This is a genomic window from Flavobacteriales bacterium (genome assembly GCA_025210805.1).
Lineage (GTDB): Bacteria > Bacteroidota > Bacteroidia > Flavobacteriales > CAJXXR01 > JAOAQX01.
Genome location: JAOAQX010000023.1, coordinates 193365 through 219029, shown reverse-complemented (window position 1 = coordinate 219029; position 25665 = coordinate 193365). Strand labels below are relative to the sequence as shown.

At 32.5% G+C, this 25665-nt stretch carries 26 protein-coding genes; 2 read left to right on the top strand and 24 right to left on the bottom strand.

The annotated features are described in order from the left end of the window. Window positions 1–134: 134 nt before the first annotated feature. The gene (locus N4A45_08980; protein MCT4665349.1) at window positions 135–1382 is read right to left on the bottom strand and encodes an alpha/beta hydrolase-fold protein; all 1248 of its coding nucleotides are present in this window, start codon (window positions 1380–1382) and stop codon (window positions 135–137) included. 258 nt (window positions 1383–1640) lie between these two features. Next, window positions 1641–3350, bottom strand: coding sequence for an AAA family ATPase (locus N4A45_08975; protein ID MCT4665348.1), 1710 nt, complete (start codon window positions 3348–3350; stop codon window positions 1641–1643). A gap of 411 nt (window positions 3351–3761) precedes the next feature. Between N4A45_08975 and N4A45_08970 the strand changes: the two genes are divergently transcribed. Continuing rightward, window positions 3762–4859, top strand: coding sequence for a T9SS type A sorting domain-containing protein (locus N4A45_08970; protein ID MCT4665347.1), 1098 nt, complete (start codon window positions 3762–3764; stop codon window positions 4857–4859). Between the two features lie 5 nt (window positions 4860–4864). Here the strand turns inward: N4A45_08970 and N4A45_08965 are convergent, their stop codons facing one another. From N4A45_08965 to trmD, 21 genes are all read right to left on the bottom strand, one after another. Then, window positions 4865–5398, bottom strand: a complete 534-nt coding sequence (locus N4A45_08965) for a PorT family protein (protein MCT4665346.1) — start codon at window positions 5396–5398, stop codon at window positions 4865–4867. A 170-nt stretch (window positions 5399–5568) separates the two neighbouring features. Continuing rightward, entirely contained in the window at window positions 5569–6669 is a 1101-nt protein-coding gene (locus N4A45_08960; protein MCT4665345.1) for a porin, read from the bottom strand. A 104-nt stretch (window positions 6670–6773) separates the two neighbouring features. Further along, window positions 6774–7487 carry a M48 family metallopeptidase gene (locus N4A45_08955; protein ID MCT4665344.1) on the bottom strand — a complete coding sequence of 238 codons (714 nt, stop codon included), beginning with the start codon at window positions 7485–7487 and terminating at the stop codon, window positions 6774–6776. Further along, a complete protein-coding gene (gene bamD, locus N4A45_08950) occupies window positions 7474–7965 on the bottom strand; it encodes an outer membrane protein assembly factor BamD (protein MCT4665343.1) in 492 nt (163 codons plus the stop codon). Before bamD ends, N4A45_08955 begins: the two co-directional genes overlap by 14 nt. A gap of 6 nt (window positions 7966–7971) precedes the next feature. After that, window positions 7972–8544, bottom strand: a complete 573-nt coding sequence (gene def / locus N4A45_08945; protein ID MCT4665342.1) for a peptide deformylase — start codon at window positions 8542–8544, stop codon at window positions 7972–7974. Beyond that, window positions 8541–8951: a Holliday junction resolvase RuvX gene (gene ruvX, locus N4A45_08940; GenBank protein MCT4665341.1), complete on the bottom strand. Its 411-nt coding sequence runs from the start codon at window positions 8949–8951 to the stop codon at window positions 8541–8543. Before ruvX ends, def begins: the two co-directional genes overlap by 4 nt. 25 nt (window positions 8952–8976) lie before the next feature. Then, entirely contained in the window at window positions 8977–9789 is an 813-nt protein-coding gene (locus N4A45_08935) for a phosphatidate cytidylyltransferase (GenBank protein MCT4665340.1), read from the bottom strand. A 22-nt stretch (window positions 9790–9811) separates the two neighbouring features. Next, window positions 9812–10441, bottom strand: a complete 630-nt coding sequence (locus N4A45_08930; GenBank protein MCT4665339.1) for a lactate utilization protein — start codon at window positions 10439–10441, stop codon at window positions 9812–9814. Beyond that, entirely contained in the window at window positions 10434–12431 is a 1998-nt protein-coding gene (ftsH, locus tag N4A45_08925) for an ATP-dependent zinc metalloprotease FtsH (GenBank protein MCT4665338.1), read from the bottom strand. Before ftsH ends, N4A45_08930 begins: the two co-directional genes overlap by 8 nt. Window positions 12432–12436: 5 nt before the next feature. Then, the gene (rsfS, locus tag N4A45_08920) at window positions 12437–12817 is read right to left on the bottom strand and encodes a ribosome silencing factor (protein ID MCT4665337.1); all 381 of its coding nucleotides are present in this window, start codon (window positions 12815–12817) and stop codon (window positions 12437–12439) included. 52 nt (window positions 12818–12869) lie between these two features. Then, window positions 12870–14252, bottom strand: coding sequence for a M20/M25/M40 family metallo-hydrolase (locus tag N4A45_08915; GenBank protein MCT4665336.1), 1383 nt, complete (start codon window positions 14250–14252; stop codon window positions 12870–12872). Window positions 14253–14255: 3 nt separating this feature from the next. Then, entirely contained in the window at window positions 14256–15044 is a 789-nt protein-coding gene (locus N4A45_08910) for a hypothetical protein (protein ID MCT4665335.1), read from the bottom strand. Then, window positions 15022–15531 (bottom strand): hypothetical protein, encoded by a 510-nt coding sequence (locus N4A45_08905; protein ID MCT4665334.1) that lies wholly within the window; start codon window positions 15529–15531, stop codon window positions 15022–15024. The genes N4A45_08910 and N4A45_08905 overlap by 23 nt, the downstream gene beginning before the upstream one ends. Before the next feature lie 2 nt (window positions 15532–15533). Next, window positions 15534–15953 (bottom strand): transcriptional repressor, encoded by a 420-nt coding sequence (locus N4A45_08900; GenBank protein ID MCT4665333.1) that lies wholly within the window; start codon window positions 15951–15953, stop codon window positions 15534–15536. A 78-nt stretch (window positions 15954–16031) separates the two neighbouring features. Next, window positions 16032–16580 (bottom strand): DUF1697 domain-containing protein, encoded by a 549-nt coding sequence (locus tag N4A45_08895; GenBank protein MCT4665332.1) that lies wholly within the window; start codon window positions 16578–16580, stop codon window positions 16032–16034. Beyond that, complete coding sequence (locus tag N4A45_08890) at window positions 16581–17459, bottom strand: DMT family transporter (protein ID MCT4665331.1); 879 nt, start codon at window positions 17457–17459, stop codon at window positions 16581–16583. Between the two features lie 30 nt (window positions 17460–17489). After that, the gene (locus tag N4A45_08885; GenBank protein ID MCT4665330.1) at window positions 17490–18137 is read right to left on the bottom strand and encodes an HD domain-containing protein; all 648 of its coding nucleotides are present in this window, start codon (window positions 18135–18137) and stop codon (window positions 17490–17492) included. 282 nt (window positions 18138–18419) lie between these two features. Further along, complete coding sequence (locus N4A45_08880; protein MCT4665329.1) at window positions 18420–19025, bottom strand: TetR/AcrR family transcriptional regulator; 606 nt, start codon at window positions 19023–19025, stop codon at window positions 18420–18422. Window positions 19026–19029: 4 nt separating this feature from the next. Continuing rightward, window positions 19030–20271 (bottom strand): L-2-hydroxyglutarate oxidase, encoded by a 1242-nt coding sequence (gene lhgO / locus N4A45_08875; GenBank protein MCT4665328.1) that lies wholly within the window; start codon window positions 20269–20271, stop codon window positions 19030–19032. Next, complete coding sequence (locus tag N4A45_08870; protein MCT4665327.1) at window positions 20268–21530, bottom strand: MFS transporter; 1263 nt, start codon at window positions 21528–21530, stop codon at window positions 20268–20270. The genes lhgO and N4A45_08870 overlap by 4 nt, the downstream gene beginning before the upstream one ends. A 10-nt stretch (window positions 21531–21540) precedes the next feature. Beyond that, a complete protein-coding gene (gene trmD / locus N4A45_08865; protein ID MCT4665326.1) occupies window positions 21541–22218 on the bottom strand; it encodes a tRNA (guanosine(37)-N1)-methyltransferase TrmD in 678 nt (225 codons plus the stop codon). A 534-nt stretch (window positions 22219–22752) separates the two neighbouring features. On the opposite strand from trmD, the gene N4A45_08860 reads away from it, so the two are divergent. After that, window positions 22753–24684, top strand: coding sequence for a YgiQ family radical SAM protein (locus tag N4A45_08860; GenBank protein MCT4665325.1), 1932 nt, complete (start codon window positions 22753–22755; stop codon window positions 24682–24684). On the opposite strand, the gene N4A45_08855 is transcribed toward N4A45_08860, so the two are convergent. Continuing rightward, complete coding sequence (locus N4A45_08855; GenBank protein ID MCT4665324.1) at window positions 24681–25652, bottom strand: stage II sporulation protein M; 972 nt, start codon at window positions 25650–25652, stop codon at window positions 24681–24683. The genes N4A45_08860 and N4A45_08855 overlap by 4 nt on opposite strands. Window positions 25653–25665 lie beyond the last annotated feature (13 nt).

Below are 25665 nucleotides of genomic sequence, written 5' to 3'. Positions count from 1 at the left end.
AAATAAGTAGCGCTCTTGAATAAAAAACACCTGATTATCTGTTAGATAGAGTGATTTTTACCACGACCCTTCACCACAAAACGACTTGTAAGATGAAGATTTAAATTATCCTGTTAGTTGTCGATTAATTATTCTTAGTTCTTTTTCTCAAGTTCTTTTATTCTGTTCTTATCTTTATTTTCTCCACTGAGTTCAAATGCTTTCTTTGCGTATTTTAAAGCATTGATATAGTCCTTTTTGGTCTCGTAATAATCTGCCATTGAGTTATGTGCACTTGCGCTTTTTGGATAGTAGTCAATATTCATTTTAAAAAACATAAAAGCCTTTTCCGGTTGCCCCATTTCCAAATTCATATAGCCATATCCACTAAGCATTTCTTCAATCATTGGTGGAAATGGATATCCAAAATGTGTTGTATAGATTTTTTCTTGTTTTTTCAATAACCCAGTTAATTCTTCAACTGTCGTTTCTGGATTATTATATTTTTGTGGAGATTTAAACTGGTACCACTCAAAAAGAAAAATCAAGCCATCTCTCATCGTTGGAAGTGGAACAGTCCCATGTAAATCTTCATGGTACACCTTCCATGAGAAATTTAATCCTGTCTGTTTATGAGAAGTTGCAAATGTTGAAAAGTCAATGATAGAACGAGCAAATAGAGTAAAATCTGAAGAATCAGCCATAATATTCTCCATGGTTATTTTTTCATTCCAAATATGTAACTGTTCAGCAGCTAAAGATATGAAAAGGGATTTTCCTTCATAATTACCAGAAAGGAGTTTTTGCTTTGCTTCTTTCAATAATTTTTGATTGTCCCATTCGATACTTGGATCAATCGCAATATAGTTTTCAAAAACATGCTTATGGTTAATCAGCATATTTATTGTAAAAAGTCCTGCGTATGAATGTCCTATCAACGTACGGTAAGAGGTCGTAGGATATTTATTTTCGATATATGGTATGAGTTCTTTTTCAATAAAGTGAGTGAATTTTTTAGCACCACCAGTCTTTTTATCCATTGCTTGTCCACGTCTCATCTTAATCTGTGACGTAGTGAGATCTCGCACTCTGTTGGTTTTATTAGAAATTCCAATTAGAATCATGTGAGGTAAATAATGTCCCCAATAATTATTATAAACAGCTTCTATATTTTCCTTCAAAGAAAACCCATCTAACAAATAAACAACAGGATATTTTACAGGACTATCTGAGCTATAATTTTCTGGAAATTTAACCCAAAACTCACGAGATTCTCCAAGAACCTCTGAATATAAAGTATCAACAACTTCCGTTGACTGATCCAAACTCGATTGTGCCAACATTTCTCCAGAGAAATAACAAGTCAATCCAATTGTTACTAGTAAATAGATATATTTTTTCATGAGCTTTTAATTGAGATTAAGATTTTGTATATGAAAAGTAATAGGTTTTTCATACTCTATTTTTTGTCAAACTAAACCTGCTCTACAGGTGCTTTTCCAAAAGTATATAAAGCTACAAAATTCCTTAATTTTAAGAAAGTTAAAGATTTAAAAAAAGACCTTTGAACACTCAAAAGTCTTTCGATGTTTCGGGACAGTTATTCAGTCCAGATTTTGCTCTGCGAGTAATCTGAAGACTTAGTTATTGTAGTGTCGTATTTATATTTTTTCAAGTGTTTCAAATAAATGTTTTAAATTTTCTTTAGTATTATCTGATAATTTTTCACAAAACTCAACTTGCTTTTCAGCATAATCATAAAACAAGAAACCTAATGCTCTTTTTAAATCGTTAGATTCTGTTAGTATTAGTAAATTTTTTGCATCTTTTTCACATAAAAAATCCTCTAACTCAAACTTATCACTCTTATTGCCATAAATATGAATTTTATTTTCAAGTTCATTTCCAAATTCTTTGAGATATTTTTTCTTAGCACTTCTACCTGCTTTATCATTATCAAGGAAAATGATGAAGTTATCTGCAAAAGAATACGCAAAGCTAATTAGTGTCGTAGATTGACTTGCTCCGCTACTTGGTATAAATTTTAGTTTATTTTCTATAAAACTAGTATGCTTTTGCAGGATATTGAAAAAATAGAAATCAGTTATGCCTTCTGTTATTATTATTTTCCCAACAAAGTCGTGAGCAAAATTTAAGTTTAACGCTTGATATATAGGAGATAAAGCACCTTTGTCTTTTCTTGATTTGTAACTACCGAAATTTTGTAAATTGATTTTAGAATCTTTCTTCTCCGCTATTCTAATACTTCCAAGTTTGATGATTTCTGGATTTAGAAGATATTGTGAATGAGTACAATAAATGATAGTGTTTTTCTTTGATACAGATTCTAATTCTTTTAATAATTCACTTTGAGCAGAAGAATGTAAATATGAGCCTGGTTCATCAAGTAGGAAAATGGAGTTTTCTAATTTCCCTTTATAATTTGGATTGAATTTCAATTTAACCATATAATTGAAAAACCATTGAAAACCTTTACTTCTTTCTGAAATATCAAACGTTCTCTTTTTACCTTTATGTGACTTGTCTTTTACTTTAAACTCAAAAGTATTGTCAGTATTTACAATAACTAACTCAAGTTTATCACTATCATCTGCAAAGCTTTCACCACTTTTCTTAATTCTCTTCCATTCCTTTATTATTTCTTCATTGAGAGTATCCTCAACATCTGAACGTATGTCAGACTTTTTGTCTCTATCTTCAATTTTTAAATAAGAAATTAAAGGAGTTTCTGTTTCATCTTCGTCAATACCCTCTGTATCTGCTCGCTTAAAAATTTCTTCAATGATTTCGTTCCATTCTCTATTTTTAACTCTTCCAATTTTACCACTTTCTCTATAATCATCAGGGAACTGTATTAAACTTGGCACTCTGTCTGCAAAATCATCAAAGTATAAAATGTATGGTAATTTAGACACTAAGTATTTTGAAATCTTAATTAAAGTCTTTTCAGTAATACCTTCAATTGTGCATTGATATGGTTTTTTATCTTTTGAAAGTGAACGTTCTAAAATAAATAAGAAATCATTGTTTAATGAATTAATAATTTTAAAATCTTCTGATTCTGTATTTATCTTAATTCTTTCAATAAGATCTTCTTTTTCCTTTTTCTCTAATTTTATAAAAGCTAAAATTCTACAATCTCGTTGCTTAATAGTATAGTTATTTTCATATTCTAAGTGCTTTCCGCCATTATATCTATCTCTTGATTTATCAAAAGCTAATATTGCTTTCAAAACAGATGTTTTACCGGCTTCATTTATACCAATTATTGGGTTGATTGAAAAGTTCAAAGTAAACTCTATATTTTCAATCGCCCTATAATTTTCTATTTTGAATTTGGTTATTTTCATATCGGTTTTTTATGGTACACAACAACCAAATAAACACACCCTCACATAACAAAGGCACATTCATAAGTCATTATACGTTTATACTTTCTTTTTTAAAATCAAAAACACAAAAAGCCCAGTAATTACAAGTTTTGGAAGTGAATCTAAAGGTACTATTTATATTTTTGAATATCATGAGACTAAGGTACAAAAAACATTTTTAACTAATGAAAATAAACGAAGAATTATCCGTTTAATATACAGATAATATATCAGGTTTTGGTATGTAAAATATGGATACAATACTTTAAAAAACAAGCTTTGAATTCAATGAACTAATAGAGTAATTAGTTGGTAATCGATATAAGTGAGTATTTTTGGTAAATAATCGGTATAATATATGCTTTAAATTAATGGTTTAAAATGATCAATATGCGTTTACTAATTTCCTTTTTTGTACTTTTTTTTGGAGTTCAAATTACTTTTGCTCAGAACACACAATTTTTAACACAACTCTCTGATAGTGTTGTGGAAACATCAGGAATCACCAAGGTGAACGGTAATCTTTTGACTTTTAATGATTCTGGGAATTCTCCCATTTTATATGAAATTGATAGCTTGAATGGTTCTATATTAAAAGAGACAATGATTTCAAACGCACCTAATATTGATTGGGAAGCAATTTGTACTGATCATGATTTTATTTATATCGGTGATTTTGGAAATAATTATGGGAATCGTCAAAATTTAAGAATTTTAAAGATAGATAAACAAGATTATTTATCTTCAGATAGCCTGGGTGTTAGTGCTGATTTTATATACTTTAACTACCAAAATCAGACAGATTTTAGCAGTCAGCAATTTCAAACACATTTTGATGCAGAGGCAATGATTCCTTTTGGAAATAATCTTATCATTTTTACAAAAAACTGGGATAATAAAAAAACGTATCTGTATCAAGTACCAAAAGATACGGGACATCAGGTAGCTACCTTAATTGATAGCCTTGATTTTAATATGCTTGTGACAGATGCTCATCGAATTTCTGATACGAAGCTAATTCTGGTAGGATACCAAGTTTTGTATGCAAAAATGGTAGAGTTGGAGATTGTTAATGATGATTTGAGTCAGATAAGTCTAATCAAGGAATCACAAATATATTTGCCAAATGATTATTCTTTTCAGGTAGAATCCTGTAGTCCACGAGATGCACATTCTTACTATTTTACTACTGAAGGGAATGATGACCAACCTGCTAGGTTATTCTATTTTTTTAAAGATTTATCTACGGAAGAAGCGGCAGCGAAAACGGTTTTTTTATACCCAAATCCTAGTAATGATAGAGTAGTGCTGAATATCGATAAATCAGATTTTGGATATTTAAAATTGTATGATGCGCAGGGGAGAATGCAATTGCAAACAAAAGAACCAAAATTCTCAACGAATACTTTTGCATCAGGTATTTACAAAATAGTTGCTTTTGATTCTTTTGGTAAAAAAATGGGTGTTTTTAGATTAGTGGTTCAGTAAAATCCTTATAAATTAACAGCCAAGCTCAGTTGCAATACTTTATTGTTAATCTGATCCTTTGTCTTTGTAATATCCGTTAATCCATGGTTATAACGCAGTCCTAATTCTATATTATCCAATAATCGATATCCCAAACCTACACTTAGACCGAACTCTATGATTTTGAAGTCGTTTTTGGCAAGACTTTTACTTTTTCCACTCAATAAAAAACCAATTTGGGGACCGCCTTCTAAACTAAAAGATTCATTCATATAGAATTTTCCTAAAATCGGCCAATTAAGATAGTTGAGTTTTGCTTGTACCTGTTTTTTATTGTCTGACTCAATATCAATTTCTTGAGCCGAGAAATTGGTTTCTGATCTTAAAGAAAAATTTGTAGAAAGTGCATATTCTCCAAAAAGACCTAAAACAACTCCCGTTTTTCCGCTTTCTACTCGGTTAATTCCCCCTTTGATACCATAAATAGAGTAAGCATCAGACTGTGCAAAAACGGCTGTGCTTATAAAAAGGAAAAAGAGAAGACTAAAAATAGTTTTCATAAAATTTTAGTTTTTAATACAATAAAAAATAGATTATTTTTTATCATTTGTTTCTAAATACAAATCTAGAGCCTAAAATTTTATTTTTTTTTGATTTATTTTGACTAGTTTCTAATATTATTTTCTTATGCCAGAAGAATTAATAAGAGAGGTGAAATTCCTTTATTGGATCATTTATTAAAAATCTTCTCAAATTTTAAAGCGATAGAACTAGCGATGACAAAGTTATCATGTTTATATTTATCTTGTGATAGGAATGTGGCATCTTTATTATTGAGCCATCTCCCTTCTACACGACAAGAAATATTGGCATGCGGATTATAGTCTAAATTCCAAGATAGCCCTAGAGTTCTGAATTCCTTATTGTTTTCTACAGGAATAATCACAGCCTTTGTATCTTGATAATACTCAGCTCTAAATGCCGTTGACCAGTTTTTGTGAATTTTGTATTGAGCAATAAATGTAGGACAAAACCAAGTATAATACTCTTTGCTGTCTTTTATCCTTTGTTGTATACCTATGTCAAATCCAGCAATTAACTTTAGGTTTTTATGTATATTTAGTTCAGCGAAAATATTATGGAAATATCGCATTCTTCTTTGATTATCAGGGTCATCTGTTCCAATAAATGTACTCCAGTTTAAAGTGACTGCTTTTTGAGGACGATAAATAATTTGAGTTCCGAACGAAGGGAATGAATTACCTTCAACAGCTTTAATTCTTTGCCAACCGTTTGTTAAGACTCCCACGAATTCCCATTTTTTGTTTGGCGTAAATGTAATTTTGGCACCCGAAAGAAAATAAGGAGAATTCTCAGCGGCTAAAGAACGGGTCAAAGTCATATTATCTATAGAAATTGCACTTTCGAAACCGAGATGAGATGGGAAAATTCCAGCATCAATCCACAGATTATTTTTTTTATTTAATGAGATTCCCAAATTCGCTTCAAAAATATATTTTAGAAATCCTGGTTCTGCAACATAGTTATCTACAGAATAAGTACCTGTTTGAAATGCAAAATTCCCACGATACTTAGCATGATTTAATCCAAATTTCACCAGTGCTAAGTTTATGTTTATCTCATGGTGTCTGTTATGATTAAATACAAAAGGTAGTCTTTCAGTTCCTTTGGGTTTATTGAAGTCATAGGTGTAAAAAACATCTGCAAAGCCCGTGATTTTCATCTCAGGAGTATTTTTCCATGAATTTTGCTGTCCGTATGTTATTGAGAAGCTCAATAAAAGTATGATTAGGAAGGTTATTTTTTTCATTATTCAGTTAGTTAATATGTTAAATTTCGCTCTTTTTAACAAAAAAATAAAGAATAAAAATACGAAAAAAATGATGATAAATTCGTGTGTATACCCAAAATCACTTACCCGAAACCAATCCTTTTAATATCTCGATCTATGGTTCTCCAGCCAGGCTGAAATTGATCTAAAAATGCTTTGAAACGATGGTTGTGAGAAGGTTCTAAAAAATGAGTTAGCTCGTGAATGAGAACATGTTCGATATGAATAATAGGATGTTTTGCAAGGTGAGAATTAAGGCTAATATTTCTTGTTCTTAGTGAGCAAGATCCCCATCTTGAAATCATGGTTTTTATTTTTATTTGATTAAAATATTGCTTTGTGATATGGGTGCATTTTTCTATTAAATCAGGAAGTATCTTTTGTAATTCTAAGGTGTAGAAGTGATTCAATAATTGCTCATTGATCTCTGGATTTGGTTCATGATTGGCGTAAATATGAATTGTTTTTTTGTCCTCATCTATTTGATAGTCAAATGTCTTTTGAGCTTTTGCAAACGAGAAGGTATAATAAACTCCAAACAAAAGATGTTTGGAGTTATTTTCAAATTTGGTTTTATCTTTTTGAGCTCTTTGAGTCATTTTTTTCTCAATCTCTTTCATCCAATCATAATTGGATTCTAAAAAAGCATTGATTTCTTTAAGGCTCACCCCAAAAGGAATACTCAATTGCCACAGACCATCTCTAGGATTTTTCTTTAGCCGAATATTTTTCATGTTTTTTACACTCACAATGAGGTCAAATTCATGGAAAGTATGTCGGTATTTATTTGGACTCATTGAGGTATTTTATGGCTCCTCGAGCGTCTTTTGCTAGTGGATGTTTTGGGTATTTTTGGATAAATTTTGAATAAAAATCAATCGCATACGTTTTATATCGGTCGTACTTAGAAAAATTATAAGCTTGATCACAAACAAACCCTTTCATAAAACTTGCGTAGGCTACTTTTTTGTGCTGAGGAAATTTTTTGGTAAAATCTTCATACACCTTTAGTGCCATCAAGAACTTTTTATATCCCTGATAGATATCGGCTTTTTTAAGGTAGATTTCGGGCAGTTCTTTGTGATCAGGAAATTGTTTTTCAAAATCTTTGTATTGCTCAATCATTTTCTCTCCTTCTTCTTGGGTTAACTCTTTGGTTTTATGAGTCTCAAAGAAGCTTTTTTCTTTTTGTGATAAGGTGTCAAAGGCCTCTTGTGAAGGATTTGCACAAGAAAATAGCATGGCAACAAAAATAAAAGAATAATGTATTTTCATAACAATTTATCTTTTTTTCTTTTTGCTAGGAGCCAGTTTCATGCGGTATCCAGAGTCTATTTTTCCATCTTGAATCTTTTTTAACTTCCCATTGATCATTCTTTTTCTCAAAGAGGTTAAATGATCGGTAAATAAAATTCCGTCAATATGGTCGTACTCATGTTGAATAATTCGGGCAGCTAAGCCATCAAATTTTTCGGTTTTCTTTTCCCAATTTTCATTGTAATACTCTATCAATACTTCAGAAGGTCTTGTGACATCTTCTCTAACTTCGGGAATACTTAAACAACCTTCATTAAAATCCCAGTCTTCACCTGTTTCTTCAATAATATGAGCATTTATAAACGCCTTTTTGAAATCTTTAAGAGCGGGTTCTTCATCAGCAAAGGGTGAAGCATCTATTACGAAAATTCGGATAGATTTTCCGATTTGTGGAGCAGCAAGACCTACTCCGTGGGCATTATACATAGTTTCCCACATGTTTTCTAATAAAGTATCCAGTTCAGGATAGTCTTTTTCAATGTCTTTAGCTACTTCTTTTAAAACGGGATGACCGTAGGCTACAATAGGTAATATCATAGTTGATTCATATAGTTTTGAAGGATAATTGAGGCACTTATTTTGTCAATTAGCCCTTTATTTTTTCTTTTTTTCTTAGATGCTCCTGCGTCTATCATGGTTTGAAAAGCCATTTGAGATGTATAGCTTTCATCTACATGAATTACGGGAATATTGGGGTATTTTTTTTCAAGTTTTTTTGAGAAATCAAGTACTTTTTGAGTCGTTTCAGAATGATCACCATTTAGGTAGGTGGGTAAACCCAAAATAATTTTCTCCACACTATTGGTTGCTAAGAAACCCTTTAAAAAGTCCCAAATTTCTTTATTAGAAATCGTATCCATGGGAGCGGCAATAATTTGCAATTCGTCTGTTTCTGCAAGTCCAATGCGTTTTTCTCCGTAATCAATTCCTAATAGTTTTCCCATTTTGCAAATTTACAATAAATCGTTCTTATAAGGCTAAATTCAAAATATACACGATGGGCATTGCGAAAATAAAGGAATCTAAACGATCCAAAAAACCTCCATGTCCTGGTATGAGATTGCTAGAGTCTTTTATTTCAAAATGTCTTTTAAGGCTCGATTGTATTAAATCTCCTATTGATCCGAAGAAAAATGCTAAAAAAGCATAAAGCAAAGCTTCAGGAATAGTCACAAATTCGAAAAAATAACCTGCCAAATAACCCAAAATCAGTGTAGAGAGACCTCCACCAATAAATCCTTCCCAAGATTTTTTGGGTGAAACAGAAGGGAATAATTTGTTTTTTCCAAACTTTGAACCAAAAACATAGGCGAAAGAATCTGATGACCAGATGAATACAAAAAGTAATAGAATTTTGTATCCTACAAAGTCCGTTGTTCCTGTTTTTGCAAAAGGAACTGCCAAAGCAAAAGGTAATACGATATATACATAGCTAAATAAATCACTAACAATGTATTTGTAACTCTCTGTTTTGTATTGTATCAGGTAAAAAATCCAGCTTAGATACACAATGATACTTGCAAACAGCCAAGCATTTGCAGAAAATTCCAATATCGGAAATGCTTTTGGGTTGATACTCAAATAAAACATCAGTGAGATGATATAGGTAAAGCTGTGGTGAACTGATAAGAATTTTTGAGCAATTGTTTTGAATTCATACAATGATAAAAGCATCAAAAGTACAAATAAACTATGAGCAGTATTCTCGTTGAGTGTACACCCCAATGTGAGCACAATGATATAAACGGCTCCACTGAGTAGCCTTTTTTGGAAGTTGTTCATTTTTTCTTAAAATAGGATTCCTTTAGGAATAATCTTCTAACAAAAGTAGATAAATATTGCGGTCTAATTGCTTTTGATTTTCCTCAATTGTTTTAGATTTTGTGCTAAACGTGGTAATTTTTGTTGGTAAAGCCTTGCGGTATATTCTGTTGATTCTACTCAGTCCTTCGTTCATATTTTTAACAAATTGGCTTGTTGTACCAATAATAATATGATTTTTGGGCATTTGAGAGAATAAATATTGCTTTACTTGATGTGAGGAAATCATTAGTTTACCTTGATTGGCAATAATGTTATCACAAGAAGATATAAAAACGTCGGCTTGGGCTAGGGTAGATGTTTTTGATAAATTTACTAATGTCTTAATTTTATCTTCTGTTATAAAAGGCGAATTCCAACCATTCTCTTGAAGAATGATTGGAATTTGTTCTTGAATTTCTTTGGAGTGATCAAGGAGCAGAAATTTACCGCCTTGATTTGTGAACTCGTAGGCGAAAAGCTCATCGAGTTCCATATTTTTCCTGGGGTCAATTTCTTGGAGACTGTTATTATTATTGGTGTTTTTGGACAAATCCGCATTTTGATCATCAATCTTTTTATGATGTTCTTCACTTTCTTTATTGAGCCCAAAAATCTTCAATAATTTATTCACGTTCCGCTTCTCCTTCGTCTATTTTAGGTTTCTCTTCTGTATTATTTTCTTCTATTTTTTCTGTTGGAAAAATAGAATTATACTCAGAGGATTGTCTTGTTCCTAATACTTTTTCTAGGTCTTCCTTGAAAATCACTTCATTATCAAGAAGCAATTTAGCAATTTGTTTTAAACCAGCCACATTTTCTTGAAGAATTTTCTTAGTAAATTCATATTGCTGTTGAATAATATCTTTGATTTCTTGATCAATTATTCTTGCAGTTTCTTCACTAAATGGCTTGGTAAACCCACTCTGTTGTCCACTAGAGTCATAATATGAAACATTTCCAATTTTATCAGAAAGTCCGTAAATAGAAACCATAGCCTGAGCCTGTTTTGTTACTTTTTCGAGATCAGACAAAGCTCCTGTAGAAATTTTGTTAAAAATAATATCTTCTGCAGCACGTCCTCCTAGGGTTGCTCGCATTTCATGAAGCATTTGTTCAGTGGTGGTTATTTGTCTTTCCTCTGGTAAATACCAAGCTGCTCCAAGGGATTTACCTCTGGGTACAATAGTAACTTTTACTAGGGGAGCGGCAAATTCAGACATCCAGCTTGCAACGGCATGTCCAGCCTCATGAATAGCAATCACTTCTTTTTCAGATTTTGAGATTATTTTATTTCTTTTCTCTAATCCTCCAATAATTCTATCAACAGCATCTAAAAAGTCTTGCTTATTGATTTGTTTTTTATCTTTTCTTGCAGCAATTAATGCAGCTTCGTTACACATATTGGCAATATCGGCACCTGAGAACCCAGGTGTTTGCTTTGCTAAAAAGTCTAGATCTAAATTATCTTCTACTTTAAGACTTTTTGTATGTACTTCAAAGATTTCTTTTCTTTCATTAAGCTCTGGAAGATCCACATAAATTTGTCTATCAAATCTTCCTGCACGAACCAATGCTTTATCAAGAACATCGGCACGGTTTGTGGCAGCAAGAACGATTACATGATTCTTCGTTCCAAAACCGTCCATCTCTGTAAGTAGTTGGTTTAGTGTGTTTTCTCTTTCATCGTTTCCACCTGTCATGGCGTTTTTACCACGGGCTCTTCCGATGGCATCAATTTCATCGATAAAGATTATAGAAGGTGATTTTTCTTTTGCTCTTTGGAATAAATCTCTTACTCTAGAGGCTCCAACACCCACAAACATTTCAACAAAATCTGAACCTGAAAGTGAGAAAAATGGAACACCTGCTTCTCCAGCTACAGCTTTTGCTAAAAGAGTTTTTCCTGTTCCTGGAGGTCCTACAAGTAGGGCTCCTTTTGGTATTTTTCCTCCTAGACTGGTGTATTTATCAGGATTTTTAAGAAAATTCACAATTTCTTGTACTTCTTCTTTTGCTCCTTCTAGTCCTGCTACATCCTTAAAGGTTGTTTCAATTTTTTTCTTTTCGTCAAAAACTTGTGCTTTAGATTTTCCAATATTGAAGATCTGACCTCCAGGTCCTCCTGCGCCAGAACCTCCCATTCTTCTCATCATAAAAACGATAAATCCTATAAAAATAAGAAGTGGAAGCCAAGAAAGGAATGTATCTAAAACATTTTCAACATTTACATAATCTACATAGATTTTTTCCTCTTCCTTTGTATCTTTTTGAGCTTCTTGTACTCTTTCTGTAAACGTTCTAATGTCTCCAATGGTATATTGAAAATGATAAGGAGCTGAGAGAGAATTTCTTTTTACAATTTTTTTGTAAGGTTCTGATTCTAAAGCTTCTCGCTTTATTTTTATATAGGCTACAGTTCTGTTTCTTAGTTCAATACCTTTTACTTCATTACTTTCCAAGGCTGTTTTAAGCTGTTTCCAGCTCCAGTCTTTGTTGGAAGTATTTAATGAATATATCTGGTAGGCAATTATAAAAACAGCAACTATAGTGTAAAACCAATAGATATTAAACGAGTTACGTTTTTGTGGTTTGTTATTCTTTTTGTTTTGATTTGGCTCCATTATCTTTACTTTATCAAGCTACTATTTTCTGTTATTTGAGTAATTTTTGCATCTGCCCATAATTCTTCTATATTATAGAAATGACGGGTTTCTGGGGTAAATACGTGAATCACTACATTTACATAATCCATTAGGATCCAGCTTTGATTACTTTCTCCTTCTATGTGCCAAGGTTTTTCTCCTAAATGAACTCTCATAAATTCTTCTATAGAATCTACAATTGCATTCAATTGGGTGGTGGAATTCCCTTCACAGATAATAAAAAGATCTGAAGAAGTATTTTCTAGTTCTTCAAAGTCTAATATGGTGATATTCTGTCCTTTTTTTTCTAAAATAGCTTCTACAATAATCTCTTTGTAGGCTTCAATTTTTTTTCTTTTGGTCATTCAATGAATTTAATGATTACAAAAATATACTTTTTTGACTTAAAGTTGTGTTCTATTCTGCTAGTGCTTGATCTAAAAGATAAGCAAGTGAAGCCATACTGGCTGCTCCTAGCTGTAATTCTCTTCGGTTTACACTTTCAAAAACATCGCTTTTTGCATGGTGATATGCAAAATATCTTTGTGGGTCTGGATAGAGTCCTACTAAAAGTACCGAAGAATCAACTTTTTTCAAGGGAAATATATCAACTCCTGGGTAACCTTCCTGAGCAATATGGATACCATATTTTTTTAAAGCGTCTATTTGAGACAAAAATGTTTGTTTTTTTACTGGATCTTGGCAAAAATAGCTAAATCCTCTTGGGCTAAATCCTCCTCGGTCTGACTCTATGGCAAAAAGATGATTCTCATGATTCTTTTCTGCCATTTGGGCATATTTTAATGCACCCTTAGCTCCATTTTCTTCATTGGTAAACCAAACAAATCTAATGGTATGATTATTTTGGTACTGATATTTTTCAAATAAACGTAGAACATCTAAGACTTGTACAACTCCTGCACCATCATCATGAGCGCCTTCACCTATGTCCCAAGAATCTATATGAGCGCCTATTGTTATAATTTTCTCAGGAGATTTTTTCCCTTTTAATTCGGCAATTACATTATGAGAAAGGGTAGGGGCTTCATTCTCGGCAACCAGTTTAAGATAGATGGTTGTTTCTGGATCTTCTGCAAGAATGTTTCTCAAGTTTTCTGCAGATTCCCAGCTTAATGCAGCAGCAGGAATAGAGTCCACGCCTTCTTGGTAAGCCATGGTTCCTGTGTGTGGATGTTCATCCCATTCATTGGTTAAGGATCTTATTAATACTGCAATTGCTCCTTTTTTTGCTGCTTCTACGGCTGCAGTTGTTCTTTGAGATATACAGGCTCCGTATGCATGAAATGGGTCGTATAATTTGTCATCAAAGGCTTTGTCTATAACCACTATTTTACCTGATACTTCCTCTTTATCAGCTTCTTTTAACTCTTCGAGATCATTGAAATAAATACCCAATCCATTAATTTTGTATAAACCAGTTCCTACAGAAAAGCCCAATTGGGAAACTTTTAATTTTTTTCGTCCATTTTTTGAATAACAATAGGCGTTTTCTCTACCTCTAGACCATTTAGGAACCATCACTTCTTGCCTGTAAACGGTGTCTGCATAAAAAGTATTTTGTGCCAATGTATCAATCCAGTTTATGGCATCTTCTAGTTCCTCTGTTCCAGATAATCTTGCTCCTATTTCTTTACATAAAAACTTTAAGTCTTGATAAGCCCAACTATTTTCAAGAGAAGTATGAAAAAAACTATCAACAAGATTTCTTTCTGAAGGTATTTTTTGTGCATTTGCTTGCCAACTCAATGTTAGATATATGATTATCAATATTTTCTTCATGTATTATCTTCTTTTTTTGGATCTAAATTTTCTTTTTCCCGTTTTAAATTTACGCTTTTTTGTATTCAATTTTTGTTTTCTCCTATTTGAGCATGGAGAATCAGCAGCTCCATTTCCTCTCGAGGAACCAAAAAACTCACTTTCTGAATGGGGTTTTTTTATTCTTTTTTTCAACCAAGGATTTTTGGAACGTTTAATCCATAACCATTCCGTGTGGAAATTGATTCCAAAATCAAGGACAAATTGCACCTTTGCGTCCACAGAGTTATAGAGGTCTATTCCAAGCCCCGGGCGAATGAAGTAATTGATCCCTCCCTTTTCTTGTAATCTTGAGTCATAGCCAAAACCTATTTGGAGATCTATTTGATGATCGTTGAAATCTTTTGTGAAATCTTGATAAAAAAAAGAATATCCTGCGGAATAGGAGAGTTGTGGTTCAAGAATAATTCCGCTTACAAAAGTTTTTCTATATGCCAGTTGTAAACCTAATCGTACCTCATTAGTTTTTCCAAAGAAAAAATCTTTGAATATAATTTTTGTTAGAATTTCTTTTCCTTCTCTTTCGATTCTATTAGAAACAACTCTTTCTGTTTTATCTTGAAAGATCGGGTTTTCTATGGCAATATGCAAACCAAAACCAGATCCGCTCATGGAGCTTATTCCAGTTTCTATTGGCAGCCTTTTTTGGTAAAACGGAGGTATAGAAAGTCTATTTTGCGACCAAGAAAAATGGAAAGCAGAAAAGAAAATGATAAAGGAAAAAAGGTATTTACTCTTTGTTTTTTGAAACATATTCTTTTAATGAAACGAGATTTTTATCCAAGCTTTCTTGTAATTGTTCTTTCATACTTCCTTTGAAAAACCTAAAAAGAAAAGGAATTTCAATTTGATAATTACAATGAACATTAATGTCCTCACCAGTTTTTTCTGTATTGAATTTCATAAAACTAGGGTCTCCAATTTTTGGTTTAATTTCATAAACAATTTCACCAGCTTGGTTACTAATATTCATTCTCACCCATTCTTCATCATCTTTATGTTTCCAGTCTAAATAATTTTTATCCGTTTCTATCAAGATATTAGTATCAGACATAAAAAGCGACCAATTTTTGATATTTTCAGGATTTTGAAGATGATCATTTACCAGCTCCAAAGGCGTGTCGGCAATTACTATTTCTGATTCTACAGTTACTTCACCATCTTTTATTAGGCCCATAATAATAAAGCTGATGAATGTGACGATGATTGCGATGAGCAAAAATTTTGAAAAATTCTTCATAGTTATTTGTTTTTGCAGTCTTTGCAAATTCCTTTTACATTTATTTGAATCTCTTCCACAGCGAAATCTGTGATGGTATTTTGTGTGTTTATTTCCCAAGCAACGCAAAATGTCTTCTGACATTTTACACAAAGCAAATGAGCGTGTTCATCTTGGTGGTGATGATGAATACTACAATGTGAAGAGCATAGGGCATAACGTTGAATTCCTTCCCAATCATTAAACTGGTGAATAATGTGTTTGTTTTCAAAAGATTGAAGTACTCGGTATAAGGTTACTCTGTCCATTTTGTTTTTAAAAAATGCACTGATATCTGCATGACAAAGAGCCGTATTATTTTCCAAAAATAATTGAAGAACATCCAATCGATTTTTGGTTTTTTTTAATCCGTATTTTTCGAGTATTTTGGCTGGTTTATTCAAGTTTTTATGCTTCCTATTTTAGTAAATTCAAATGTAAGCAATCTCTTTCGAATCTGTAGTTATGATTTTTTTATGGGTTTAAAATTCTTCGAGCATTTTCTCCATCTTAAAAATGGTATTTAAATTTCTGCCTGTACCTTTGAAGTTAAATTGTCTTTCTATTTTTTTTAGATCTAATTTTGATTTGCCTACTCCATTTTCAAAATACACAGATAGTACTTTTTTGAAGTAAAAGAGTTTTTCGTTAGTAATATACTTTTGAAGATATGATAGTTCTAGAGGTTGTTCGATGGTTGTTTCAGAGAAAATTACAAGGTAAAATTTACTAATAATATCTTCCTTTAGTCCTGATTGAACATCTTGTATAATTCCCAAATATTCTCCCTTTGTGTAAACAAATAGATGTGTATTTATCCCAAAAGATTTTTCTAATACATCGAGCATAAACTTCTTGAGATCAATTTTACTAAGTGCTGTTTTGATTAGGATATTTCCCGATTGTATATAGGTTTTCACCTCCACAAGTTGCGGATTATTAAGTAGAATTTCTTTGAGCTCTTTCATCTTTACGATATTCGTGCCTCCTACATTTATTGCTCTTATGAAAATAATATAATCTTGAGTCATTTACTTCCTTTTATTGTTTACCAAATAGATTCCCCCTAAAATAATGAGTATAGAAATTATTTGAAGAGAACTCAATTGTTCTCCATCTAAAACACCCCAAAAAATAGCAAAAATAGGTATTAGGTATGTCACAGAACTGGCAAAAACAGGGGTGGAAATTTGCACTGTTTTATTAAAGAGAATTTTCGCTAATGCTGTACCGAAGATTGATAAAACAAACACATAAGAAATGGATTCAATAATAATTGGGTTTGAATGAAAATCTGTTTCAAAGAAAGCACTAAACCAGAGAATAATAAGGCTTATCGGTACGAGTAAAACAAAGCTTCCTGTTGCAATTTCGATCGCTTTTAAGTGTTGCAGTTTCGCTTTTATAATATTCACATTGATGGCATAACAAACACTTGCAATAAGTACTAAAATAGTATAATAATTATTTTTGTCTGGGTTTATCTCAAAGCCTTCTGAGATGAGTAGGAGTGAACCTAAAAAAGCCAATAGAACCCCCATTACCTGAAGCTTGGAAGTTGCAATTTTATAGATAAAGACACTAAATATGAGTGTGAATAGAGGAGTGGTACCATTTAAAACTGAGGCAATTGAACTATCTATTTCCGTTTCTGCATAAGCAAAAAGATAGACAGGAAAAAAAGTACCAGCAAAACCAGAGAGTGCCACCCAAAAGTATCGTTCTTTTGGGATGTTTTTAAAGCTTTTATAACCAAATATAAAGAGAATAATTCCTGAGAAAATTATTCTTAAACTTCCTAGTTGAATAGGATTTAAACCAAGAAGACCCTTTTTGATTAATATAAAAGAACTTCCCCATATAAAAGAAAGAATTAAAAGAAGAATCCACTTTTTTCTTGTTTGGCTCATAATATTTACAAAATGCAAATTTGCATTATTTTAGTCGATTTCCACATACCATTCTTTGTGAAATTGTTTTAAAAAATGGAGCATAAATTGATGACGTTTTTCTGCTATTTTCTTAGCTTCTGGGGTGTGCAGAAGATCCTTTATAAGAAGAAGTTTTTCATAAAAATGATTGATGGTTGTACTTTTCCCATTTTTATATTCCTCAAAGCTCATTTTATCTCTTACAGGGATTTGGGAATCATACATGGCGTTTCCTTTATATCCTCCATAGTTGAATGTTCTGGCAATGCCAATGGCTCCAATTGCATCTAAACGGTCAGCATCTTGAACTATTTTGAATTCAATACAATTTGTTTTGGGTGGGTTTGTTCCTCCTTTATAAGAAATGGAGTCAATGATTTTTAACGTTTCATTTTGGATTCCTTGTTCAATTTCAAATTTTTGCATTAGACCTTTTGGGCTTAAAATGTCTTTTTCTTCTTGAGAGAATTTATAATCTTTTAAATCATGTAATAAAGCAGCAAGAAAAAGGACGTTTTCTTTTATTGTATAATTTTTAGATATGTTTTTACATAATTTTAAAACACGTTGAATATGCTGCCAATCGTGGGCGGCTTCTCTTTTTTGAAGATTAGATTTAACATAATTAATAATCTCTTCTCTTTTCTGATGATTCATGGAGAATTTTTTGGAAGGTTTTACCAAATATAAAAAAACCACGATAATTTGAAACTATCGTGGTTTTTTACAATTGAAAAAAAATGCAAATTATACCATTTATGATGTTAATTTACTCTTAGATATTATACCCATTTACGGCGTTAATTCACCCATTTGTTTTAGCTTCTTTTGGAGTGCTATCGTAGTGGAACATCCCCCTTTCCCCCTTCAAAGGGGGCTTTTGCATTTGGGTAAATTAACACCATAAATGGTATTATGCTCATTTGTGAGCAAGTTCTGTTATTTTGCCGTAAGTGCATTAATCCAAGCAGGGGCAAAGAAGCTCATAATTTCTTGGTAATATCTGAGAACAGTTTCTTTGTTGCCATCTTTATCAAGAAAGAGTTTTTTCTGGGTGTTGATCAAAAATTCAATCAAGGATCTCAAAGTAAACATTGAAAGTTGGTTGAATTCTTTGTTTTCTTTGATTTTCATAGCAAGAACTTCTGCAAATTTTTGAATTAAATCTTCATAGAAGTTTTCAAATTTCGTTCCTGCAGCTTTCGAGAATAATAATCGGTAGCCACAAGCGACTTCTTGACTTGTTTGAATTTGATTGAACATCATGTTAATAAAGTCATTAACATCTTTGTCTTTTGCTAATTTTATTAACGCTGAATCTTTTTTAGCAGAGGTTACATATCCGTATAGTGCTTCTATACTGGGTGTTACTATGGTTTCAAATATATCTTCTTTACTTTTAAAGTAGGTATAAATGACACCAGTGGACGAATCCATTTTTTTAGCTATTTCTCTTAGGGAAGCCTTCGAAAATCCTTTTTTTAAGAACTCTTCTGTTGAAACTCTTAGGATTTGTTGACGAACATATTCTTTTTTTACTTGCATAGGTTTAGTGTTTTAATTTAAAATGAGTACTTACAAGATCACAAACCGAATCACCAATCGCTAAACAAGCTGTTGCGGCAGGTGAAGGTGCGTTCAATACATGAATTGCATTCTCTTTGTACTCAATAATAAAATCGTCAAACACTTCTCCATCAGGCTGTAAAGCAATTGCTCTCACTCCTGATCTTCCTTCTTCAATGTCGTCCATTTCTAAGCTGGGACAGAGTCTTTGTAACTGTTTTAAAAACAATTGCTTAGAAAATGCACGTCTATATTCATCTAAACCAAATTTCCAATGCTTAAAGAATAGCTTCCATGTACCTTGATATGTCAAAGCTTCTAATGTATCCTTAAAGTTAAAATCTGTCTTTCCATATCCTTCTCTTTTAAAGGTAAACACCGCATTGGGTCCACACTCTATAGTTCCATCGTGCATTCGAGTGAAATGCACGCCTAAAAAAGGAAATGCAGGATTCGGAACAGGGTAAACTAAATGCTTAATTTTCTTTTTTCCTTTTTCTGTAAGCTCATAGTAGTCTCCTCGAAATCCAACAGTTCTTATTTCTAAATCGACATTGTCTTTTTTTGCCATACGATCGGCTTGCAATCCAGAACAAAATACTATATTTTTAGCAAATATTGTTTTATCGATACCGATAATTTCTTTTGTTCTTTTTTGATTCCAGTTAATTACTCCAAAATCAGTAACTATCTCAGAATCAGGCTGTATTTTTAGCAAAAGTTCTGCCAATTTGTTTGTAACACCAACGAAATCGACGAGACCTGCCTGTGGTACTTTAATTGCCTTTATTCCTTCGATAAATGGTTCTATCTGTTTTATTTCCTCAGAATTGATAATTTCTAAGTTTTCTAGACCATTTTCCTTTCCTCTTTCAAGAATTCCGTCGAGTCTTGGAATCTCATCTTCTGTTGCTGCCACAATCAATTTTCCACAAACATCATGTGTGACATTATGTTCTTTACAGAATTCTACAAGTTGAACTCGTCCTTTGGAGCAATTTTCAGCTCTTAGTGAGCCCGGTTTATAGTAAATTCCAGAGTGAATTACTCCAGAGTTTCGTCCTGTTTGGTGACTGGCTAGTTTTTTTTCTTTTTCTAAAACTACCAGTTTAAGCTCTGGATACTTTTTTTGTATCTTATAAGCTGTTGCCAAACCAACAATACCTCCCCCGACAATGGCTATATCAAAAACCTTGTCATGATTTTGTTGTTCTGGGTTGTTCATAATCTATTTTTTTTCGAGTTTAGTGGTGCGAGTATTATTATTGATATTACGAAGAATAATGCCAGCATAAGGCTGGTATATTTCATTTCTATGAATTCTGTGATAATAGAAAAAAGAAGTGTTCCTACTACTATTGACCATTTTTCGAGGAAATCATAGAAACTAAAATAGGTGGTGTGTTCTTCTTCTTTAGGTAAAAATTTAGAATAGGTACTTCTTGCAATAGATTGAATTCCTCCTAAAACTAAACCAACTAAAGCTCCGAAAACAAAAAATTGAATCCTTGAAGTGACAAAGAACGCTCCAATACAGATGAGAAACCAAGTACTTGTTGAGATTAATAAAGCGCTAATATTTCCAAATTTTTTAGAAAAGTAGGCGAAAAGATGAGACCCACCAAATGCAACAAATTGAATGAGTAATATCGTAAGGATAAGATCACCCGTTTCTAAACCTAAAACATCTTTACCATAAAGGCTGGCAACAAGAATAATTGTTTGGACACCTGTAGAGAACATAAAAAATGCCCATAAAAAAGGTCTGAGTTTTGGGAAATTCCTTGTCGATTTACTGACGGCTTTTATCTTTAAGAAACTATCTTTGATAATATTTGAATTCTTAGGAACCGTTTTCTTTTCGTCTTTAGGTAATCCAGAGATTGATTTAAAACCAAAAATAAGCCACCATAATCCTACTATTAAAAATCCAATTCGAGTGGCAATTCCTTTATCTGATAAACCAAATAATTCAAATTTCTCTATTAAAACAAGAATTAGAATTTGTAATATGGCTCCTCCCAAATACCCCATTGCAAAACCTTTTGCACTTACTTTATCTTGATCCTCTTTTGGAGCAATTTCAGGTAGATAAGAGTTATAAAAAACAAGACTACCAGAGAAACCAATACTTGCCATAAAGCTCAAAATAAGACCAAACCAAATATGTTCTTTTGTAAAAAAGAACATACAAGAGGTAGATAAGGCTCCAAGTACAAAAAAGAAGGTCATAAATTTCTTTTTTTGCCCAGAAATATCTGCCATTGCCGATAAAATAGGGCTGAGAAGCGAGATCACTATAAATGATAAACTAATGATAAAAGTATATACACTTGCTGATTTCCACTGTCCTAAAATGTTCAATTTTTCTGGACTAACACTTGCAAAATAGATCGGGAAAACAGTGGTAGAAATTACCAATGAATACACAGAGTTTGCCCAATCGTAAAGAGCCCAAGATCTGATAATTTTCTTATTGTTCATTTTTGATATTTTATTCACCCAATAAATCAGGTCTTAGTTTTTTTGTTCTTTCCAAAGCTTGGTCATAACGCCATTCTTCTATTTTGGACGCATTTCCAGATAAGAGAATCTCGGGAACTTTTCTACCATCCCATTCTGCAGGACGCGTATAGACAGGTGGAGCCAAGAGATCATCTTGGAAGGTATCTGTAAGTGCAGAACTTTCATCATTCAACACGCCAGGGATTACTCTAATGACAGCATCAATCAGTACACAGGCAGCAAGTTCTCCTCCGCTCAATACAAAATCACCAATAGATATTTCCTTGGTGATGTATTTATCCCGAATTCTTTGATCAATTCCTTTATAATGCCCACAAATAATCATGATGTTTTCACACAAAGAAAGGGTATTCGCCATAGACTGATTTAATGTCTGACCATCAGGAGTCATATAGATGATCTCATCATAAACGCGGGTCTCTAGCAATGAATCAATACAAGAGGAGAGGGGTTCACACTGAATGACCATTCCTGCTCCACCTCCAAATTGATAATCATCAACTCTACGGGTTCTATTCTTTGCAAAATCTCTTAATTGATGAAAATGAATTTCCAAATGCCCTTTTTCTTGTGCACGCTTCATTATAGAGGCCTCAAAAGGGCTCTTCATCAGTTCTGGTAAAACAGTAATAATATCGACTCTCATAGAATACAAATGTAAGGAATCTATCAAAATATAACCGCCTATTTGATTTTCATTAAATTTTTAACGCATGCTATAATTTATAGTTGATCAAAATCATACAGACCAATTGGTCTAATTTGACGAAACACTATGAATTATAGCAATGAGATATATAATCGTAATGCAAATGTGTTTCTGAAGTGGATAGATATACAAATACAAGATGACAAATTATCATTATATTAATATAATTAATTGAAAACCAATATATTTAAACGCTTTTTATTAAAGGATATCTTTAAGCTATTTGATAAGACTTATTCGACTATATTTCTGTCATCTATGAATTGATTAAGGAAGGAATCCCTATGTTATTTTGAGAAATATAGATAAATTTAATCAAATAATTCACATAATATATAGGTAAAAAAGTAACTAAAGATAAATCACAAAGCTATAAATAATAGTATCAATAATTTTCCAATGCTACTGGATTAAATTAAATTTCGTAAAGAAACCATAGAATCCCTTCCATATTTAGAATAACTTTGCATTATGAATAGTAGAAAACTGTCAGACTGGATTCCTATTACTAAAAAGGAAATGAAAATAAGAGGTTGGGAGCAAATGGACGTAATCATTATCTCAGGAGATGCTTACGTAGACCACCCTTCCTATGGAACAGCTGTTATCGCAAGGATAATTGAAGCTGAAGGCTTTAGAGTAGGTATTATCCCTCAACCTAATTGGCGTGACAATGGTCATGAGTTTATGAAATTTGGTAAACCCAAGTATTTCTTTGGAGTTACAAGTGGAAACATGGACTCTATGGTAAATAATTATACCGCGAGTAAAAGAAAACGTTCCAATGATGCTTACACTCCTGGTGGAGAATCAAATTATCGCCCAGATTACGCTACTACTATTTATAGCAATAGACTAAAAGAATTATTTCCAGATACCCCTGTTGTTATAGGAGGAATAGAAGCTTCTTTAAGAAGAGTTACGCACTATGATTATTGGAAAGATGAGCTTAAACCATCTATTTTACATGACTCAAAAGCTGATTTACTGATCTATGGAATGGGTGAACAACCCTTAAAGGAAATCCTTAGATTACTAAAAAGAGGGGTGCCATTTGAAAGGCTAAATACCATTCCACAAACGGCTTTTTTACAAGCTACAAATAATAGCATACCGAAAAATAAATCTTGGGAGGATCATTACCTAAATGCTCATGAGGAATGTTTAAAGGATAAATTAGCTTATGCCAAGAATTTTAAAATTGTGGAGCAAGAATCAAATAGGTATAAAGCAAAACGACTTATTCAACCCATATTTAACAATAATTTAATTATCAATCCACCATTTCCAACTATGGATGAAAAGGAAATAGATGGATCATTTGATTTACCTTTTACTCGTTTGCCACATCCTAAGTATAAAAATAGAGGTCCTATTCCCTCTTTTGAGATGATTAAACATTCTATTAATATACATAGAGGATGTTTTGGAGGATGTAGTTTTTGTACTATTTCGGCTCACCAAGGAAAATTTATTGCTTCAAGGTCTAAAGAATCTATTTTAAAGGAACTAGAACAAGTGGTAAATGCCGATGATTTTAAAGGATATCTTTCAGATATCGGTGGACCTTCGGCAAATATGTATAAAATGAAAGGGAAAGATTTAGATATCTGCGATAGATGTGTAGCACCTTCATGTATTCACCCAGTTATTTGTTCTAATTTAGATACCTCTCATCAACCTTTATTGGATTTATATAAAGAAGTAAATGCACACCCCAAGATTAAGAAAGCTTTTATAGGTTCAGGGATTCGATATGATATGCTGGTAAAAGAGTATAACAAGAAAGGTGATGAAAAAGAACTCAATGAATACCTCAAACAAGTTATGGAACACCATGTTTCTGGAAGACTAAAGGTAGCTCCAGAACATACCTCGGATAAGACACTTAAATTGATGCGTAAACCATCTTTTAAGTATTTTCATAGCTTTAAGAATACTTTTGATAAACTCAATAAACAACTTGGGCTAAAGCTCCAATTAATCCCATATTTTATTTCTTCACATCCTGGAACTAAAAAAGAAGATATGGCAAACTTGGCTGCTGAAACGAAGGATATGGGTTTTAAACTGGAACAAGTTCAAGATTTTACTCCAACTCCGATGACGGTTTCTACAGTGGTCTATTACTCGGGATATCATCCCTATAATCTGAAAGAAGAATACACTCCTAAATCAGAAAGAGAGAAGAAGGAACAGAATAAGTTTTTCTTTTGGTATAAAAAGGAAAATAGAGATTGGATTGCAAGACAGTTGAAATCTTTCCCAGATTTGAGAGACAAACTCTTAGGAGAAAGAACTACCCAAGAACCCATAAAACCTACTCCAAGAGAAATAGATCAAAGAAGGCGGAAAAACAGAGATAAAAAGAAATGGAAATCGGTGAAGAAAAACAATCGCTAAGCCCTATTTTTTTCGAGATTAACTCGTTTATTCACCCATATAGGGTAAAGAAAATAATAGAAAAAGATGATTCCAAAGCTGATAATAATGATTGCGAAAGCTAATGCCATTGGCATATCATTATAATGTCTAGTCACATATCCTTCAAGAATACCTGCTGCAATGGTAAAAGGAAAGGTGGAAATGAGAATAAGAACAGAGTCTTTTGCTGCCTTTTTTAGGGCATCAATTCTTTTGTAGGTGCCCGGGAATAAAAGACTTGTTCCAAGGATTAAACCGGCACCTCCTTCTATCCCAATACTGAAAATCTCCATGGCTCCATGAATCCAAATACCTGATATACTAATGAGTAAGACATTGTATTTCGCAAAAAAGTATTGAAAAGCTCCTACCATTACTCCGTTGTTAAACAGGACATATAGCGTTCCTATCCCGAAAAATATTCCTAATACATAGGAGAGGAGTCCTACTCTGATATTATTCCAGATAATTCCGAAGGCTGACCCCCAAGTAGAACCACTGGAATATACTGCTAAAGGATCTCCATTTTCTATATTTTCAATTGTCATATTGACATAATGACTTCCTAATATTTTGCTCACAAAGTCTTCGTCATTCACTGAAGAAACTACACCGATAAGTGCCGAGAGGATAAAAAAAGCAAAGCTTACGATGAGGTAAACACGATATTGATAAAACAATAAGGGCATTTTAGTTTTCCAGAATTCTATAAATCCGTTTTGAGTATAGTGGTTTTTCCTATAAATCTGAAGATGTAATGCCGCAACAATCTCATTTAAAAATGGGACTAATTTGCTCTTAGGATAATAAGTTCTTGCGAAAGACAAATCATTAGAAAACTCATTATAAATATCAAAAAGCTGATCAATAGGTTCATTATTTTTGATTTTTTCTTCTATTGCCAGCCATTTTTGTTTATTTTGCTCAACGAATGCACGTTCTCTCATTTGAAATATACTT